Origin of the sequence: Microtetraspora sp. NBRC 16547 (assembly GCF_030268965.1) — a bacterium.
Taxonomy (GTDB): Bacteria; Actinomycetota; Actinomycetes; order Streptosporangiales; family Streptosporangiaceae; genus Microtetraspora.
The window spans coordinates 216,018-233,463 of record NZ_BSSE01000005.1 but is presented as its reverse complement, the minus strand read 5'-3'; the positions used below and the strand labels follow the sequence as shown (position 1 = coordinate 233,463).

Sequence of the window (17,446 nt, the reverse complement as noted above, 5' to 3'; positions counted from 1 at the left end):
CACGCGGCGATGAGTACGTCTAGGTAGCGACGGTCCGGCGGCACTGCCAGCCTCCCGGGCCGAGTTAGGGAGTGCAGTGGCGAAGGTCCGGGTTTACGAGCTCGCCAAGGAGTTCGGAGTAGAGAGCAAGGTCGTCATGGCCAAGCTCACCGAGATGGGCGAGTTCGTGCGATCGGCGTCTTCAACGATAGAGGCGCCGGTTGTCCGCAAGCTTACGGAGGCGTTCGGTAAGGGCGACTCCTCCAGGGGTGGCGGCAAGCCGTCTCCCCGTCCGGCGCAGCCGAGGCCTGCGCCCAGGCCGGCCGAGGGCCAGGCCGGTGGCGCGGCGGCGCCAGTTTCTCAGTCTCCGGACGCCGGCGTCAGGCCGGCGGTCCCCAAGCCGGGTCCCAGGCCCGCGCCCCGTCCGGTTCCCATGCCTCACCCGACGCAGCCCGAGCCCGAGGCGTCGCGTCCTCAGGCTTCGCGTCCCGAGATGACGCCGCGGCCCGAGACCCCGCGTCCGGCTGCGTCCGGTCCTCGTCCGGGCGGCGGCGCGCCGAAGCCCGGCCCGCGTCCGGCGCCCGCGCCGCGTCCTGCGGCTGCTCCGGGTGGTCCCGCGGCTCCGGGTGCGCCGTCCGGCCATGGCGCGCGTCCGGGTGCGCCGTCCGGCCAGGGTCCGCGTCCGGGTGGTCCGAAGCCGGGCCCGCGTGGCCCGCGTCCGGGTAACAACCCGTTCTCGTCCACCGCGAGCGGCATGGGTCAGCGGCCTCCGCGTCCCGGTGCCCGTGACGGTGGCGAGCGCCCCGACCGCGGCGACCGCGGCGACCGCGGTGACCGGGGTCCCCGCGAGCCTCGTCGTGACGGCGCTCGCGACGGCGCCATGCCGCGTCCGCCGAGCGCGCGCCCCGGTGCTCCCGGTGCCGGTGGCCCGCGTCCCGGTCCCGGAGCGGGTGGTCCCCGTCCCGGTCCCGGCGCCGGTGGGCCTCGTCCGGGTCCCGGAGCGGGTGGCCCGCGTCCCGGCGGTCCACGTCCGAACCCGATGATGATGCCGCAGGGCCGCCCGGCCGGTCCCGGTGGCGGCGGTGCCGGTCGTCCCGGCGGCGGCGCCGGTCGTCCCGGTGGCGGCGCCGGTCGTCCCGGTGGCGGCGGTGCCGGTCGTCCCGGTGGCGGCGGCTTCGGCGGCGCCCGTACGGGCACCGGTGGCGGTGGCCGTCCCGGCGGTGCCGGCGGCGGTCCGGGTGGCGGCGGCGGTTTCGCCGGTCGTCCCGGTGGCGGCGGTGGCCGCGGCCGTGGCGGCGGCACGGCGGGCGCGTTCGGCCGTCCCGGCGGTCGTCCGACCCGTGGTCGCAAGTCGAAGCGGCAGAGGCGCCAGGAGTTCGACAACATGTCGGCTCCGACGATCGGCGGCGTTCAGGCTCCGCGTGGCGGCGGGCAGACGATCCGTCTGCCGCGTGGCGCGTCCCTGTCCGACTTCGCCGACCGGATCGGCGCGAACCCCGCGTCGCTGGTGCAGATCATGCTGCACCTCGGCGAGATGGTGACCGCGACCCAGTCGGTCAACGAGGAGACGCTGCAGCTGCTCGGCGCCGAGCTCGACTACGTCATCCAGGTCGTCAGCCCGGAGGAGGAGGACCGCGAGCTTCTCGAGTCCTTCAAGATCGAGTTCGGTGAGGACGAGGGTGACGAGGCCGACCTCGCGCCGCGTCCGCCGGTCGTGACCGTCATGGGCCACGTCGACCACGGTAAGACGAAGACGCTCGACGCGATCCGGCACACCAACGTGGTCGCGCGCGAGGCGGGTGGCATCACCCAGCACATCGGCGCGTACCAGGTGGCCACCGAGCACGAGGGTGAGACCCGCAAGATCACCTTCATCGACACCCCCGGTCACGAGGCGTTCACCGCCATGCGTGCCCGTGGTGCCCAGGCCACCGACATCGCGGTGCTCGTCGTCGCTGCCGACGACGGCGTCAAGCCGCAGACGATCGAGGCGCTGAACCACGCGCAGGCGGCGGACGTGCCGATCGTGGTCGCGGTCAACAAGGTCGACAAGGAGGGTGCGGACCCGACCAAGGTCCGGGCCCAGCTCACCGAGTACGGCCTGGTGGCCGAGGAGTTCGGCGGATCCACGATGTTCGTGGACATCTCCGCCAAGCAGGGCCTCGGCATCGACAGCCTGCTCGAGGCGATCCTGCTGACCGCCGACGCCGAGCTCGACCTCCGGGCGAACCCCGACATGGACGCCCAGGGTCTGGCCATCGAGGCGCACCTCGACAAGGGCCGTGGTCCGGTGGCGACCGTGCTGGTGCAGCGCGGCACCCTCCGGGTCGGCGACTCCATCGTCTGTGGCGAGGCCTTCGGCCGCGTCCGGGCGATGCTGGACGACAACGGCGAGACGGTCGAAGAGGCCGACCCGTCGCGTCCGGTCCTGGTGCTGGGTCTGACCGCCGTCCCGCGGGCCGGCGACAACTTCATCGTCGTCTCCGACGACCGGATGGCGCGGCAGATCGCCCAGCAGCGGGCGGCCCGCCAGCGCATCGCCGAAATGGCGAAGTCCGGCCGCAGGCGCACGCTTGAGGAACTGTTCAAGGACCTCGAGAAGGGCCAGGTCGACGAGCTCAAGCTCATCATCAAGGGTGACGTCTCCGGTTCGGTGGAAGCCCTGGAGGACGCGCTGCTCAAGATCGATGTGGGCGACGAGGTCAACCTCCGGGTTCTGCACCGCGCCGTCGGTGCGATCACCGAGTACGACGTCAACCTGGCGGTGGCCGACGACAACGCCGTCATCATCGGCTTCAACGTGCGTCCCGAGGTCCGGGCGCGCGACCTGGCCGAGCGCGAGGGCGTCGACATCCGGTACTACTCGGTCATCTACCAGGCGATCGAGGAGATCGAGGCGGCCCTCAAGGGCATGCTCAAGCCGGAGTTCGAAGAGGTCAGGACGGGTACCGCCGAGGTCCGCGAGGTCTTCAAGGTTCCGAAGATCGGCAACATCGCCGGTGCTCTGGTCCGTTCGGGCACGATCACCCGCAACAGCAAGGCACGGATCATCCGCGACGGTGTCGTGGTGGCCGACAACCTCACCGTCTCGTCGCTGCGTCGCTTCAAGGACGACGCGACCGAGGTCCGCGAGGGCTTCGAGTGCGGTATCGGTGTCGGCTACAGCGACATCAAGATCGACGACGTCATCGAGACGTTCGAGATGCAGGAGAAGCCGCGCGTGTGACGCGTGACGCCGCCGCCCTCGCCCTGTGCGGGGGCGGCGGCGTGACCGCCCGTTCCGCGGTGAAATATCGATGTATATCGGTGCTCTGACGTTGGACATCCTGCTCGGCGACGTGCGTTCGCTAAAGCAGAAGCGTTCCGTGATCCGCCCCCTCGTCGCCGAGGTGCAACGGCGGTTTCCCGGGGTGGCCGTGGCCGAGACCGGTCATCTCGACCTGCACCGTCGTGCCGAGATCGGCGTGGCCGTGGTGTCCGCCTCCGCGGCCAACTGTGGCGAGGTGCTCGACGCCTGTGAGCGTCTCGTCGCCCTCCGCCCGGAAATCGAGCTACTGTCCGCGCGACAGCGGCTCTTCAACGACGACGAAGAATAGACGGCCGTGCCCGAGCGCGGCCGTACCTGAACCGAGAAGGGGGAGCGCCACCATGGACGCAGCGCGGGCCAGGAAGCTGGCCGACCGCATTCAGCAGGTGGTCGCCGAAATGCTGGAGCGACGGATCAAGGATCCGCGTCTCGGCTTCGTGACGGTGACCGACGCCCGGATCACCGCGGATCTGAGTGACGCGACGGTCTACTACACCGTTTTCGGTTCGGAGGTCGAGCGGGCCGGTACAGCCGCCGCGCTGGAGAGCGCCAAGGGGATCATCCGCTCCGAGGTGGGCCGGCAGACCGGTCTGCGGCACACCCCCACGCTGACGTTCGTGCACGACCCGCTGCCGGACAGCGCCCGCCACATGGACGACCTGCTCGCCGTGGCCAGGGCCAAGGACGCCGAGATCGCGAAGAGGGCCGAGGGCGCCACGTACGCCGGGGAGGCCGACCCGTACCGCCTCGAGGAGACCTACGACGGCGAGGTGTCCGGCGACGAGGGCGACGACGAGTCCGGGCGCCCCGGCCGCCGGGCGATGTGACCCGGGATGTGACGGAGAACGTGACACGGGACGTGGGCGAGCGAGGCGCGGGACCATCCGAGAAGGACTGGGCGCGCGCGGTCGAGCTGATCGCCGCCGCCGACCGGGTCGCGCTGGCCTGCCACGTGTCGCCGGACGGTGACGCTCTCGGATCCATGCTCGGCTTCGGCCTCGCCCTCACGAAGGCGGGAAAGACGGTGGTCGCCTCCTTCGGCGACCGCCGTTTCGCGGTACCCCGGCTGCTGCGCTTCCTGCCGGGCCAGGAACTGCTAGTGGAGCCCTCGGCGTATCCCGCCGAGCCCGAGGTGATGATGACGTTCGACGCGTCCACCATGGAGCGGCTGGGGCTGCTGGCCCCGCATGCCGGACGCGCCGGCGAGCTGGTCGTGGTGGACCATCACGCGTCGAACACCGGGTTCGGGTCGCTGCACCTGGTGGATCCCACCGTCGCCGCCACCTCCGTGCTGACGGAGGAGCTCATCAGGCGGCTGGGGCTCACCCTGGACCAGGACGTCGCGACCTGCCTCTACACCGCCCTGGTGACCGACACGGGCTCGTTCAAGTACTCCACCACCCCGGAGGTCCACGCGCTGGCCGCGAGGCTGATCGAGACCGGGTTGCGGCCCGAGGAGATCGCACGGGAGCTGTGGGACGGCTCGCCCTTCGCCTACCTGACCGTGCTGGGCGTCGCCATCGGCAGGGTGACGCTCGAACCCGCCGCCGCCGGCGGCCACGGCCTCGTCTGGACCTACGTCACGCGGGCGGACCGCGCCGCGGCGGCGCTGCCGTACGACGAGGTGGAGGGCATGATCGATGTCATCCGCCGGGTCGACGAGGCGGACGTCGCCGTGGTGCTCAAGGAGGACGACGCGGGCACCTGGAACGTGTCCACGCGGTCCAAGGCCATCGTGAACGTGGCGCGCGCCTGCTCCGCCCTCGGCGGGGGAGGTCATCCCCGCGCCGCCGGCTTCTCGTCCCGCGAGTCTCCGCCGGACATCATGGCCGCGCTGCGGCCGCTGCTCTCTGCTTGACCCGGCGCCCACGCGGCCGACCGATCCCGTCCCGGGACCACCCGACCTCTCGACCACTTTGCGGAGGACCACCTTCATGCGCACGGCCAACGCCAGGCGAACCCCGCCGCCGAGCGGGCTCATCATCGTGGACAAGCCCGCCGATTGGACCTCCCACGACGTGGTCGGCAAGATGCGAGGCATCGCCGGGACCCGCAAGGTGGGCCACGCGGGCACGCTCGACCCCATGGCGACCGGCGTGCTGGTGGTCGGCGTCGAGAAGGCGACCCGACTTCTCGGCCACCTCGCGCTGACCGAGAAGGTGTACGACGCCACGATCCGGCTCGGCGCGAGCACCAACACCGACGACGCCGAGGGCGAGATCGTCGCGACGACGCCCGCGGGGCACGTGACCGACGAGGACGTCCGGAAGGGGATTGAGGCGCTCACCGGCGAGATCAGCCAGGTGCCTCCTCAGGTGAGTGCGATCAAGGTGAACGGAGAGCGCGCCTACAAGCTCGCCCGCGCGGGCGAGGACGTCGAACTGGCCGCCCGCCCCGTCACCGTGTACGGCTTCGAGGTGACCGCGATCCGGCGCGAGGGCGACGTCGTGGACGTGGACGCCGTCATCACCTGCTCCAGCGGCACCTACATCCGGGCCCTGGCCCGGGACCTGGGGAACGGGCTCGGCGTCGGGGGACACCTCACCCGGCTGCGCCGTACCCGCGTCGGGCCGTACACGATCGAGTCGGCGCGCACGATCGAGGAGCTCTCGCGGGAATGCGCGATCCTGCCCATGGCGGACGCGGTGGCGGCGGCCTTCCCCCGCCGGGACGTGACCGAGGAGGAGGCCCGCCTGGTCGCGCACGGTGGCCGGCTGCCCGCCGCCGGGCTCGGCTCCGGGCCCATCGGCGTCTTCGCCCCCGACGGCACGCTCCTCGCGCTCGTCGAGGAGCGGGGGCGTACGGCCCGGCCACTGGCCGTCTTCGTCTCGTGAGAAATGGATCCGCGGGGGCTGGTGCCCGGGCAGGCGTCCGGGCATGGCAGTCTTGTCTACTGCCGGATGGCGCGTAAAGGAATCGAGGTCGAGGTGCAGGGCTGGCACGGACTGGACGACGTGCCCGAGGACTGGGGCAGGTCCGTCGTCACGATCGGCGTGTTCGACGGTGTGCATCGCGGTCACCAGCAGATGGTGGCCCGTACGGTGGACATGGCCGCGAATCTCGGACTTCCCTCCGTCGCCGTCACCTTCGATCCCCATCCCGACGAGGTGGTCCGCCCCGGCAGCCACCCGCCGCTGCTCACGGACACCCGCCGCCGCACCGAGCTGCTGGCGTCGCTGGGCGTCGACGCGGTGTGCGTGCTGCCGTTCACGCTGGAGTTCTCGCGCATGTCGCCGGACGAGTTCGTGCAGACCGCGCTCGTCGACCGGCTGCACGCCGCCGGGGTCGTGGTGGGGGAGAACTTCCGCTTCGGCCACAAGGCGTCCGGTGACGTCGACACGCTGCGCACGCTGGGCGAGAAGTACGACTACGTGGTGGAAGGCGTTCCCCTGCTGAGCGACGGCGAGACGATCTCGTCCACCCAGATCCGCGAGCGGCTCGCCGCCGGCGACGTCGAGGGCGCCACCGCCGCGCTCGGCCGGCCGCACCGGGTCGAGGGCGTGGTCGTGCGGGGCCACCAGCGGGGGAAGGCGCTCGGCTTCCCGACCGCCAACGTCGAGTCGCCGCAGCACACCGCGATCCCGGCCGACGGGGTCTACGCCGGATACCTGCACTGCACCCAGTCGCCCTCACGCTACGAGGGGGAGCTCTGGCCGGCCGCGATCTCGATCGGCACCAACCCCACCTTCGAGAACGTCTCCCGCACCGTCGAGGCGTACGCGCTGGACCGGGACGACCTCGACCTGTACGGCATGCACGTGGCCGTCGATTTCACGGCGCGGCTGCGCGACAACCTCAAGTTCGACTCGATCGACGCGCTCATCGAGCAGATGCACGCCGACGTGGACGAGGCCCGGCGGCTGACCAGCGGCTGACCAGCGGCCGGCCGGGGTGCGGCCCGTCCGCGCGCTGGAGTGCGATGGTATCCTTGCATGTCGGCCATCCATACGCGGCGCATCCGCCGCGTGGCCGGACTGTCACGGCGACTGTAGGCACGCACGGTCGTTCGCGGGCTGGACCATCGTCACGCGTGCCTCCCAGAGAAGGAGATGCAGTGTCGCTCGACACCGCCACCACGAAGGCCATCGTCGCCGAATACGGCACGACCGAGGGTGACACCGGGTCCCCGGAGGTCCAGATCGCGCTGCTCAGCAAGCGCATCAGCGACCTTACGGAGCACCTGAAGACCCACAAGCACGACCACCACAGCCGTCGCGGGCTGCTCCTGCTGGTCGGCCGTCGCCGCCGGCTCCTGAAGTACCTTCAGGCCAAGGACATCACCCGCTACCGCTCGCTGATCGAGCGGCTCGGCCTTCGTCGATAGGGTGGAAAGGAGCGGCGATCCAACGCCGCTCCTTTCACATATCAGGTCAAAATAGGCCTACGGTTCGGCGAGTCGCCACGAGAGCGGCTGCGACACCGCGCAAACTTAATAGCCGAAAGGGAGAGGTAGCCGATTAGGCGACCTCGACCCGACAGACAGTGCCCCGCGTCCGCAAGCAAGCAACACGCGCGATCCGCGGCGTGAGAGGGCCGGTCCTCGGTAGTGGCCCCCGGTCATGCGGCGCAAGCCGCAGAGGAAACCGGGCGCTTCGATCGAAGACCGGCGCTGCACCTGACGGGGAGCCGGCAGAGGAAGGGGAAAGCCGGTCAGGCTGCCTCGACCGCAGCACACGGACGTGGGGAGACCGACCCGAGAAGGAGGTCCCCCGTGGAGGGTGTCCACAGCACAGAAGCCGTCATCGACAACGGCTCGTTCGGCACGCGTACGATCCGGTTCGAGACCGGCAGGCTCGCGCGCCAGGCGGCTGGAAGCGCCGTCGTCTACCTGGACGAGGAGACGATGGTCCTCTCGGCCACCACCGCGTCCAAGCATCCCAAGGAGAACTTGGACTTCTTCCCGCTCACCGTCGACGTCGAGGAGCGGATGTACGCCGCGGGCCGGATTCCCGGCTCGTTCTTCCGTCGTGAGGGCCGGCCGTCCGAGGACGCGATCCTCACCTGCCGGCTGATCGACCGGCCGCTGCGCCCGTCGTTCGTCAAGGGCCTGCGCAACGAGATCCAGGTCGTGGCGACCGTCATGTCGCTGCATCCCGAGCACCTGTACGACGTGGTCGCCATCAACGCGGCGAGCCTGTCGACTCAGCTCGCCGGGCTGCCGTTCTCCGGCCCGATCGGCGGCGTCCGCGTCGCGCTGATCAACGGCCAGTGGGTGGCGTTCCCGACCCACGCCGAGCTGGAGGGCGCCACCTTCGACATGGTGGTCGCCGGCCGGGTTCTGCAGGACGGCGACGTCGCGATCATGATGGTCGAGGCCGAGTCCACTCGTGACACGCTCAAGCTGGTCGCCGAGGGCGCCGTCGCGCCCAACGAGGAGACCGTGGCCCAGGGGCTTGAGGCGGCCAAGCCGTTCATCAAGGTCCTGTGCGAGGCCCAGTCGAGGCTCGCGAAGGTCGCCGCCAAGGAGACCGCCGAGTACCCGATCTTCCTCGACTACCAGGACGACGCCCTGGAGGCGGTCACCGGCGCGGTGCGCAGCGAGCTCGCCGCGGCCCTGACCATCGCCGGCAAGCAGGAGCGCGAGACCGAGATCGACCGCGTCAAGGCGCTCGCCGCCGAGAAGCTGCTCGCCGACTTCGAGGGGCGCGAGAAGGAGGTCGGCGCCGCGTTCCGGTCGCTGACCAAGAAGCTCATGCGCGAGCGGGTCATCAGCGAGGGCATCCGCATCGACGGGCGCGGCACCAAGGACATCCGGCAGCTCAACGCCGAGGTCCACGTCGTTCCGCGCGTCCACGGCTCGGCCCTGTTCGAGCGCGGCGAGACCCAGATCCTGGGCATCACCACGCTCAACATGCTGCGCATGGAGCAGATGATCGACACGCTCAACCCTGAGCGGACCAAGCGCTACATGCACAACTACAACTTCCCGCCGTACTCCACCGGGGAGACGGGCCGTGTCGGTTCGCCGAAGCGGCGCGAGATCGGGCACGGCGCGCTCGCCGAGCGGGCGCTGATCCCCGTGCTGCCGAGCCGCGAGGAGTTCCCGTACGCGATCCGTCAGGTCTCGGAGGCCCTCGGGTCCAACGGCTCGACCTCGATGGGTTCGGTCTGCGCCTCGACCATGGCCCTCCTCGACGCGGGTGTCCCGCTCAAGGAGATGGTCGCGGGCATCGCCATGGGTCTCATCGGCGAGGGCGACCAGTACGTCACGCTGACCGACATCCTCGGGGCCGAGGACGCCATGGGCGACATGGACTTCAAGGTCGCCGGCACCAAGGAGCTCATCACCGCGCTGCAGCTCGACACCAAGCTCGACGGCATCCCGGCGTCGGTTCTTGCCGCCGCGCTCAAGCAGGCCAAGGGGGCCCGCCTGGCGATCCTCGACGTGATGCAGGAGGCCATCGACTCTCCGGCGGAGATGAACCCGACGGCTCCGCGCATCATCACGATCAAGGTCCCGGTGGACAAGATCGGCGAGGTCATCGGCCCCAAGGGCAAGATGATCAACCAGATCCAGGACGACACCGGCGCCGAGATCACCATCGAGGACGACGGCACGATCTACATCGGCGCCACCGACGGCCCGTCCGCGGAGGCGGCCAGGTCCCTGATCAACGGCATCGCGAACCCGCACATGCCCGAGGTCGGCGAGCGCTACCTGGGCACGGTCGTGAAGATCGCGGCCTTCGGCGCGTTCATCTCGCTGCTGCCCGGCAAGGACGGCCTGCTGCACGTCTCCCAGATCCGTAAGCTGCACGGCGGCAAGCGGATCGAGAACGTCGAGGACGTCATGAACGTCGGCGAGAAGATCCAGGTGGAGATCGCCGAGATCGACTCCCGCGGCAAGCTGTCGCTCGTTCCCGTCGAGGTCGTCGAGAAGGAGGCCGCCGAGAAGGCCGCCGGCGGCGACGAGGCGGCCGCGCCCGCTGAGGCGCCGCAGCAGGAGGAGGAGCGCTCCGAGCGTCCTCGCCGGCGCACCCGCAGCGGACGGGACGACCGCAACTCGTGACGACCACCATCCTCCATCCCGGTAAGGACGGTGCGGGGGTCATCCGCCGCACCGTCCTTACCGGTGGTCTTCGAGTGGTGACCGAGACCATGCCGACGGTGCGCAGCGTCGCCGTCGGCATGTGGGTCGGCATCGGCTCCCGTGACGAGGCCCCCGAGCACATGGGGGCCACCCACTTCCTCGAGCATCTGCTCTTCAAGGGCACGCCCACGAGGGACGCCATGGAGATCTCGGCGTCCATCGAGGGCATCGGCGGTGAGATCAACGCGTTCACCGCCAAGGAGTACACCTGCTACTACGCGCGGGTGCTCGACGAGGACCTTCCCCTGGCGATCGACGTCCTGGCCGACGTCGTCACCTCTTCCCTCATCACCCCAGCGGACGTGGAGTCCGAGCGCGGCGTGATCCTGGAGGAGATCGCGATGCACGACGACGACCCTGCCGACGTCGTGCACGAGCAGTTCTCCGCCGAGCTGTACGGCGACACGCCGATCGGGCGGCCCATCCTGGGAAACGACGACTCGATCAACGCGCTCACCCGTGACCGGATTCACGAGTACTACCAGCGCTACTACCTTCCCCCGCTGACGGTCATCTCGGTGGCGGGCAACGTGAACCACGAGCGCGTCGTGGAGCTGGTCGCCGCGGCGTACGAGCGCGCGGGCGCCCTGACGGGTCCCGCGACCCCAGCTCCTCCCCGTCTCGACGGTCCCGGTGTCGAGCAGCGATCCGGAGTCCGGGTCATCGACCGGCCCACCGAGCAGGCCAACCTGGTGCTGGGCACGACCGGCGTCTCCCGCGGCGATGACCGCAGGTTCGCCCTGGGCGTGCTGAACGCGGCACTGGGCGGCGGCATGTCGTCCCGGCTGTTCCAGGAGATCCGCGAGAAGCGCGGCCTCGCCTACAGCGCCTACAGCTACACCTCGCAGTACGCCGACACGGGCCAGTTCGGCATCTACGTCGGCTGCCTCCCCTCGAAGATCGACGATGTTCTGAAGATCTGCCGGGACGAGGTGGCGAGGGTCGTCGCCGAGGGCATCACGGCGGAGGAGATCGCCCGCGGCAAGGGCCAGATGCGCGGCGGGCTCGTTCTCGGGCTTGAGGACACCGGTTCCCGCATGTCGCGGATCGGCAAGAGCGAACTCGTCTACGAGGAGCTCATGTCCGTGGACGAGGTCCTGGCCCGGATCGAGGCGGTCACGCCCGAGGACATCAACGCGGTCGCGCGTGACATCCTCAACCGGCCGCTGACGCTCGCCGTCATCGGTCCGTACGCCGACAAGGACTTCAGTTCGGCGATCTGCTGAGAGCATGTGAGGGGCCCGGATCAGGATGATCCGGGCCTTTCGCGTGTCCGCGAAGAGCGCGTGAAGATCGGCCACGACGCCGGGTATAGCCTTGGCCCGTGATTAGGGTGGGTGTTCTCGGCGCGCGTGGCCGCGTGGGTGTGGAAGTCTGCAAGGCCGTGCACGCGGCCGATGACCTGGAGCTGGTGGCGGCCGTCGACAGGGACGACCCGCTGGAGGCGCTGACCGGCGCCGAGGTGGTCGTCGATTTCACGCACCCCGATGTGGTCATGGACAACGTCGAGTGGTGCATCACACACGGCATCCACCCGGTGGTCGGGACCACGGGCTGGACCCCCGAGCGGCTGGACGCGGTACGCGCCCTGCTCGCGGCGAACCCGGGGACCAACGCCCTGATCGCCCCCAACTTCGGCATCGCGGCGGTGCTCATGATGCACTTCGCGCAGCAGGCGGCGAAGTACTTCGAATCGGTAGAGATCGTCGAGCTGCACCACCCCAACAAGGCCGACGCGCCCTCGGGCACGGCCCGCCGTACGGCAGAGCTCGTGGCGGAGGCCCGCAGGAAGGCCGGGGTCGGCCCCTCGCCCGACGCGACGACCTCCGAACTGGCCGGCGCGCGCGGTTCCGACGTGGACGGCGTGCACGTCCACGCCGTCCGGCTGGCCGGTCTGATCGCTCACCAGGAAGTGCTGCTCGGCGGCGACGGGGAGATCCTCACCATCCGGCACGACACCATGAACCGGTCCTCCTTCACGCCTGGTGTGCTTCTCGGCGTGCGGAGGGTGCGGGAGCTTCCCGGGCTGACGGTCGGCCTGGAGAACCTCCTCGACCTATAAAAGCCATCCACAGGCGGTGGCCTATCCTGGAAACACGTGATCGTCGGAGGCGGTCCACGCGTTCCAGGAAATTCGGTTGACCTTGTCAATATGGTCACTGATGTGCTTCCTCTGGCTGATACCGAAGAGCAATACGACGCGATCGATGAAGCGGAACTGCGGGCAGGGGTGCTGGCGCTATGTCAACACCTCGGGCTGACGGGCGAAGTCGTGGCCTTCGACGAGGGCTCCCTACCGGTCTACGCGGTCGGCGACGATCTGGTCATCAAGCTCTACCCGCCGCTCTACCTGGATGAGCTGCCCATCGAGCGGGACGTGCTGAGTGCGCTGGAGGGCCACCTGTCGATCCCCACGCCTGGGGCCAAGGAGGCCGGTGAGTTCCACGGCTGGGGCTACATCCTGATGGACAGGCTGCACGGTGAGGACCTCAAGCGGGCCTGGCCGAAGATTCCGCGGCATGAGCGGGAGCGCCTAGCCAGACAGCTCGGGAAGGTTCTTGCGGAGTTGCACGCCATCACCCCGCCGGATGTGCTCGGTCCGCCTGACTGGGCTGCCTTCCGCGCCGAGCGTGCCGCGGCCACGGCCGCGCAGAACCGGCGCCGCGGTTTGGACCAGACATGGCTGGACCAGATCCCGGCATTCCTGGACTCGGTCGACCTCGAACCGGGTGAGCCCGTTCTGTTGCACACCGAGTTCATGAACGTCCACGTGTTGGTTCAGGAGGAAGCGGGTGCCTGGAGGCTGTCCGGGTTGTTCGACTTCGAGCCCGCGATGCGTGGTGCTCGCGAGTACGACCTGGTCGCCGTTGGGATCTTCCTCACACGCGGCGACCGGTCGCTGATGCGTACTTTCCTGGACGGCTATGGCTACCCCGAGGAGCGACGGGCGGCGCTACCCCGCAAGGTGATGGCCTACGCCCTGCTGCACGTGTATTCGCACCTGCCGTGGTATTTCCGGGAGGTGCCTGCTTCGGGCGCCACTACCTTCGACGAGCTGGCCGACCGCTGGTTCGGGGTTCAGGAGAGCCCGAGCGGGGGTCAGAGGGCGAGGCCGAGGGTGAACAGGGCGCCGAACGCGAGCTGAAGGCGCCCGGTCTGCTGGAGCGTCGCGATCAGCGCCGGGCCGCTCGCCCCCGACCGGACGGTCCGCACCGGCGTGATGGCGAGCGGGAGCGCGAGCACGGCGATCGCGGCGAAGGGCCGGTCCGGTACGACGGCGAGCGCGATGACGAAGGGCACGATCAGCGCGGCCGCGTAGAGCAGCCGGGTGCGGCCGTCGCCGAGGACGACGGCGAGCGTCCGCTTGCCCGAGGGGCCGTCCGTCACGATGTCGCGCAGGTTGTTGATGACGAGGAGCGCGCAGGCGAGCAGTCCCACCGGGACCGCGGCGGCGAGAGCCAGCCAGGGCAGCCGCTCCAGCTGGACGTACGTCGTTCCGGCGACCGCGACGAGACCGAAGAACACGAACACCGAGATCTCGCCCATCGCGCGGTAGCCGTATGGCCGGGAGCCGCCGGTGTAGAACCACGCGGCCAGGATCGAGAGGAGGCCGACCAGCAGCAGCCACCAGGCGCGGGTGGCCACCACGAGCACCAGACCGGCGATTGCGGCGGCGAGGAAGCAGCCCAGCGCCGCCGCGAGCACCTCCTTGGGCGTGGCCGCGCCGGATCCGACGAGGCGCATGGGGCCGACCCGGTCCTTGTCGGTGCCCCGGACACCGTCGCTGTAGTCGTTCGCATAGTTGACGCCGATCTGCAGCGCGAGCGCCACGAACAGAGCGAGGAGGGCCCGCCACCAGACGGCTCCGCCCTCAGCGACCGCTACGCCGGTGCCGACGGCGACCGGGACGACGGCGGCGGGAAGAGTTCGGGGACGCGCTCCCGCGACCCATTGAGCTGGTGTGGCCACGTTTATACCTTTGTGAGATCTCGTGAGATTGGGAACCCGCGCGCGGTCACGAGCCGCCCGCGAGCGCCCCCGCGGTCGCGCGGCGGCCCCGGGCGGGGCACGCGGCGCGGAAGGCGGTCCGCCCGTGAGGGCGGGAGGACCGGCGGGGGATCCTGATCATGCCTTGAGGCAGGTCAGCTGATGTCGGTGCTGAGACGGATCATCCGGATGGGACGGCCCATGTCGAGCACGCGCTCCGCCTCGTCCTCGCCCCAGCCCGCCGACTCCAGGAAGCCGAGCATCGGATGGTTGTCGGCGAACACCCAGGTGACGACGGTGCTGTAGCCGTCCTCGCGCAGGTGGTCGACCGTGGCGTTGAGGAGGCGGCTGCCGTGGCCGCGGCGGATGTGGTTCGGGTCGACGAGCAGCGTCAGCAGCTCGGCGGTCGTGGAGGGGCGCAGGTCGGGGTCCTCGGCGGGGCCGTGCGAGGCGAGCCCCACGACCCGGTCGGACGCCCGTGACGCCGCGCTGGCGAGGATGCCGCCGGGGCCGAGGGCCGCGAACGCGTCCGTGTCCGGAACCACGCGCTCGACCGCGACGAGAACGCGGTGGCGCGGTGTGGGCGGCGAGAGGATCGCCTCGTCCCACTGTCGGCGCCACATCTTCTCCGCCGCCGGCCCGGTCATCTGCTCCAGCGGGCCGGGAGGGAGGAAGTCGCGATATCCGCACTTCCACGCCCTGATCTGGGTGCTCGTTACCGCGTCGACGTCTTCCAGACGGGCAGATCTAACACCCATGCGGCCGGCTCCTCTCTGTGCATGTATCACCGTACTGGTCAGGAGACACGGGACGAACCGTCCGTCTGGCGTCGTGCCCGATATGCCCGGGTTTTTGTGCGGTTTCCACACACCCGCATGGAACACCAGGACCGCGAGCGGTTCTTGGACGAGTCTATGAAGGCCCACTGACACGTGCTCTCCGCACACACCTTCAGTCGGGGCCACATCCCGTCGGCGTGGGCGGCCGGGATCGCGGCGGCGATCCGGGCGAGCCCGCCGGGCACCCCGGGCCCGGCGGACGTCCCAGTCACCGTTCCAGTCGCCGCTCCGGGCACGGTTTCAGTCACGGTTCCAGCCACGGTGGACACCGTGGGCACCAGCGCGGGCGCCCCTCCGGACAGTGTCACACGCAGCGGGAGCACCGCCAGGGCCGCGTCGAGAGCCTTCCCGTCGTCGTACGGCGTTCCGTCGTGATTGTGGCGCAGCGCGTCCCGAAGGCCCTCACGCAGCCGGATGGCGAGGGCGAGATCGCCGTCCACCGCGCGATCCCCCTCATGGATCAGATCGCGTTCGCGCAGCCACACGGTCAGCTCGGCCGGTGAGGCGAGATCGTCGATGTCCGACTCGACATCGTAGGTGTTCACGAAGTCGCGAAGCAGTTCCGCGGGACCTGTCATCTGCGTGATCCCCTCCTGCGACCACTGTATGGGACATGGAGGTTGCGCGATGCCGGGCGTATGACCGGCGCCTTTCCCGGCACATGACCGATGGTTTCCCGGCATGCGTTGTTTTCGCGGTATGCGGCGTATTCCGCGCATGTGCTGGTTCTCGGCATGTTCGGCTTACCCGGCACGCATGGGCCGCGGCTATTCGGGTGGCGTCACCACCTGGTCCCGGAACGCGGCGCCGAGGCGGCGCACCCCCTCTTCGAGCTCGGCCAGGCTGCTCGCCGATATGTGGGTGACCCGGAGACGCGGTCCGGGGGGCTCCGACGGGTAGTAGATCCGGCCCGGGCTGACCAGCACGCCCCTGCGCTGCGCGGCCTCGACGACCGCCGCCTCATCCATTCCTTGGGGGAGCCGCAGCCAGACGTGCAGCCCGCCGAGCGGCCGGAGGTGGACCTCCGCCTCCGGCACGTGCCGGGCCAGGCCGGTGAGAAGCGCCTCCTGGCGGGCGACGATCTCCTGGCGCACGGTGGCGCGGTGCCGTCGCCAACTCGTCGAGGTGACGAACTCCAGCGCGGCCTCCTGGAGCGGCCGGGCGACGAAGAAGGACTCGACCACCTGGCTCGCGCGTAGGCGCTGCGCCGCCGGACCGCGGGCGATGACGCCCGCCACCCGCATGCTCGGTGCCGAGATCTTGCTCAGCGAGATGATGTGGACGACCGTGCCGTGCGTGTCCATCGACCCCAGCGAGGGCGGGATGGGGCCGGCCCCGAGATAGCGGGCGTAGTCGTCCTCGATCACGAACGCCCCCGCGGCCCGCGCGACCGCGAGCACCTGTTCCCTGCGTTCGAGGGTGAGCGTCGCTCCGGTGGGATTGTGCAGGGTGGGCTGGCAGAGGAAGACGCGTGCCCCTGTGACGGCGAACGCCTCCGCCAGCAGGTCGGGCCGTACGCCGTCCTGGTCGATCGGCACCGCGGTCGCGCGCAGCCCGGCGGCCTTGGCCGCCGCCAGCGCCCCCGGATAGGTGGGCGTCTCCACCAGGACGGGATCGCCCGGGGCGGCCAGCGCGCGGAAGGCGTGAGTGAGCCCCGCCTGGCCGCCGCTGACCACGAGCACGTCGTCCGGCGTCGCGGTCCCGCCGGCCTCGCCGGCGAACCACCGCCGCAGGCCGGCGTCACCGTTCAACGGAGGCAGCGACCACGACTCCGGACGGCGTACGGCTCGCGCGGCGGCGGCCGACAGGGCCGTCAGGGGGCGCAGGTCGGGGTGAAGATATCCGCCGGTCAGCGGGATCACCCCGTCGGCGGGGCGGGCGAGGAGCCCGGAGACCGCGGAGTCGTCCACCACCCGGTCGCCGAGGGCCACCGTCTGCCAGGACAGATCTGGCGCCTCGGCGGCGTGCCCGCGCGCCTGGGCCACGAAAGCCCCGCTGCCCGGCCTGGTCACGATCCGCCCCTCGGCGGTCAGCTGTGCGATGGCGCGGGACACGGTCACGGGGCTGACGCCGTGCCGCCGCATCAGCTCCCGGCTCGACGGCAGCCGGTCGCCCGGCCGCGAGCGATCCGCCTCCTCACGGAGGATCGCCGTCAAGCGAGCGATACTGCTATCGTCATTCATGAGAGATAACGATAGCGCTATCAATCGGGCGTCAGTAGCGGCGGACCGTGGGGTCATCGGG

15 protein-coding genes are annotated in these 17,446 nt (G+C 70.4%); 11 read left to right on the top strand and 4 right to left on the bottom strand.

Translation table 11 applies throughout. From position 1 onward, the window contains the following. The first annotated feature begins 76 nt into the window (after positions 1-76). From infB to QSK17_RS10430, 11 genes are all read left to right on the top strand, one after another. Positions 77-3,205 (top strand): translation initiation factor IF-2, encoded by a 3,129-nt coding sequence (infB, locus tag QSK17_RS10480; RefSeq protein WP_285704390.1) that lies wholly within the window; start codon positions 77-79, stop codon positions 3,203-3,205. Positions 3,206-3,275: 70 nt separating this feature from the next. Next, complete coding sequence (locus tag QSK17_RS10475; protein ID WP_285704389.1) at positions 3,276-3,575, top strand: DUF503 domain-containing protein; 300 nt, start codon at positions 3,276-3,278, stop codon at positions 3,573-3,575. Between the two features lie 52 nt (positions 3,576-3,627). Next, positions 3,628-4,113 carry a 30S ribosome-binding factor RbfA gene (gene rbfA, locus QSK17_RS10470; protein ID WP_285704387.1) on the top strand — a complete coding sequence of 162 codons (486 nt, stop codon included), beginning with the start codon at positions 3,628-3,630 and terminating at the stop codon, positions 4,111-4,113. A gap of 20 nt (positions 4,114-4,133) precedes the next feature. Further along, positions 4,134-5,144 carry a DHH family phosphoesterase gene (locus QSK17_RS10465; protein ID WP_285704386.1) on the top strand — a complete coding sequence of 337 codons (1,011 nt, stop codon included), beginning with the start codon at positions 4,134-4,136 and terminating at the stop codon, positions 5,142-5,144. A 76-nt stretch (positions 5,145-5,220) separates the two neighbouring features. Beyond that, positions 5,221-6,120: a tRNA pseudouridine(55) synthase TruB gene (gene truB, locus QSK17_RS10460; protein WP_285704385.1), complete on the top strand. Its 900-nt coding sequence runs from the start codon at positions 5,221-5,223 to the stop codon at positions 6,118-6,120. Positions 6,121-6,213: 93 nt separating this feature from the next. Next, positions 6,214-7,161, top strand: a complete 948-nt coding sequence (locus tag QSK17_RS10455) for a bifunctional riboflavin kinase/FAD synthetase (RefSeq protein WP_285704524.1) — start codon at positions 6,214-6,216, stop codon at positions 7,159-7,161. A gap of 179 nt (positions 7,162-7,340) precedes the next feature. Further along, on the top strand, positions 7,341-7,610 hold the full coding sequence (gene rpsO, locus QSK17_RS10450; protein WP_061257655.1) for a 30S ribosomal protein S15: 270 nt from the start codon (positions 7,341-7,343) through the stop codon (positions 7,608-7,610). 387 nt (positions 7,611-7,997) lie between these two features. Continuing rightward, positions 7,998-10,295, top strand: a complete 2,298-nt coding sequence (locus QSK17_RS10445) for a polyribonucleotide nucleotidyltransferase (protein WP_285704384.1) — start codon at positions 7,998-8,000, stop codon at positions 10,293-10,295. After that, positions 10,292-11,602, top strand: a complete 1,311-nt coding sequence (locus tag QSK17_RS10440) for a M16 family metallopeptidase (protein WP_285704383.1) — start codon at positions 10,292-10,294, stop codon at positions 11,600-11,602. The genes QSK17_RS10445 and QSK17_RS10440 overlap by 4 nt, the downstream gene beginning before the upstream one ends. Before the next feature lie 98 nt (positions 11,603-11,700). Continuing rightward, a complete protein-coding gene (gene dapB / locus QSK17_RS10435; RefSeq protein WP_285704382.1) occupies positions 11,701-12,438 on the top strand; it encodes a 4-hydroxy-tetrahydrodipicolinate reductase in 738 nt (245 codons plus the stop codon). 90 nt (positions 12,439-12,528) lie between these two features. Further along, positions 12,529-13,521: a phosphotransferase family protein gene (locus tag QSK17_RS10430; protein WP_285704380.1), complete on the top strand. Its 993-nt coding sequence runs from the start codon at positions 12,529-12,531 to the stop codon at positions 13,519-13,521. Here QSK17_RS10430 and QSK17_RS10425 read toward each other — a convergent pair. The 4 genes from QSK17_RS10425 to QSK17_RS10410 all read right to left on the bottom strand — a co-directional run bounded on the left by QSK17_RS10425 (position 13,476) and on the right by QSK17_RS10410 (position 17,367). Beyond that, positions 13,476-14,345: a 1,4-dihydroxy-2-naphthoate polyprenyltransferase gene (locus QSK17_RS10425; protein ID WP_285704379.1), complete on the bottom strand. Its 870-nt coding sequence runs from the start codon at positions 14,343-14,345 to the stop codon at positions 13,476-13,478. The two genes, QSK17_RS10430 and QSK17_RS10425, sit on opposite strands and share 46 nt — an antisense overlap. Positions 14,346-14,518: 173 nt before the next feature. After that, positions 14,519-15,121 (bottom strand): GNAT family N-acetyltransferase, encoded by a 603-nt coding sequence (locus tag QSK17_RS10420; protein ID WP_285704378.1) that lies wholly within the window; start codon positions 15,119-15,121, stop codon positions 14,519-14,521. A gap of 38 nt (positions 15,122-15,159) precedes the next feature. Beyond that, positions 15,160-15,780, bottom strand: coding sequence for a CGNR zinc finger domain-containing protein (locus QSK17_RS10415; RefSeq protein ID WP_285704377.1), 621 nt, complete (start codon positions 15,778-15,780; stop codon positions 15,160-15,162). Positions 15,781-15,969: 189 nt separating this feature from the next. Next, the gene (locus tag QSK17_RS10410) at positions 15,970-17,367 is read right to left on the bottom strand and encodes an aminotransferase-like domain-containing protein (RefSeq protein WP_285704523.1); all 1,398 of its coding nucleotides are present in this window, start codon (positions 17,365-17,367) and stop codon (positions 15,970-15,972) included. Between the last annotated feature and the right edge of the window lie 79 nt (positions 17,368-17,446).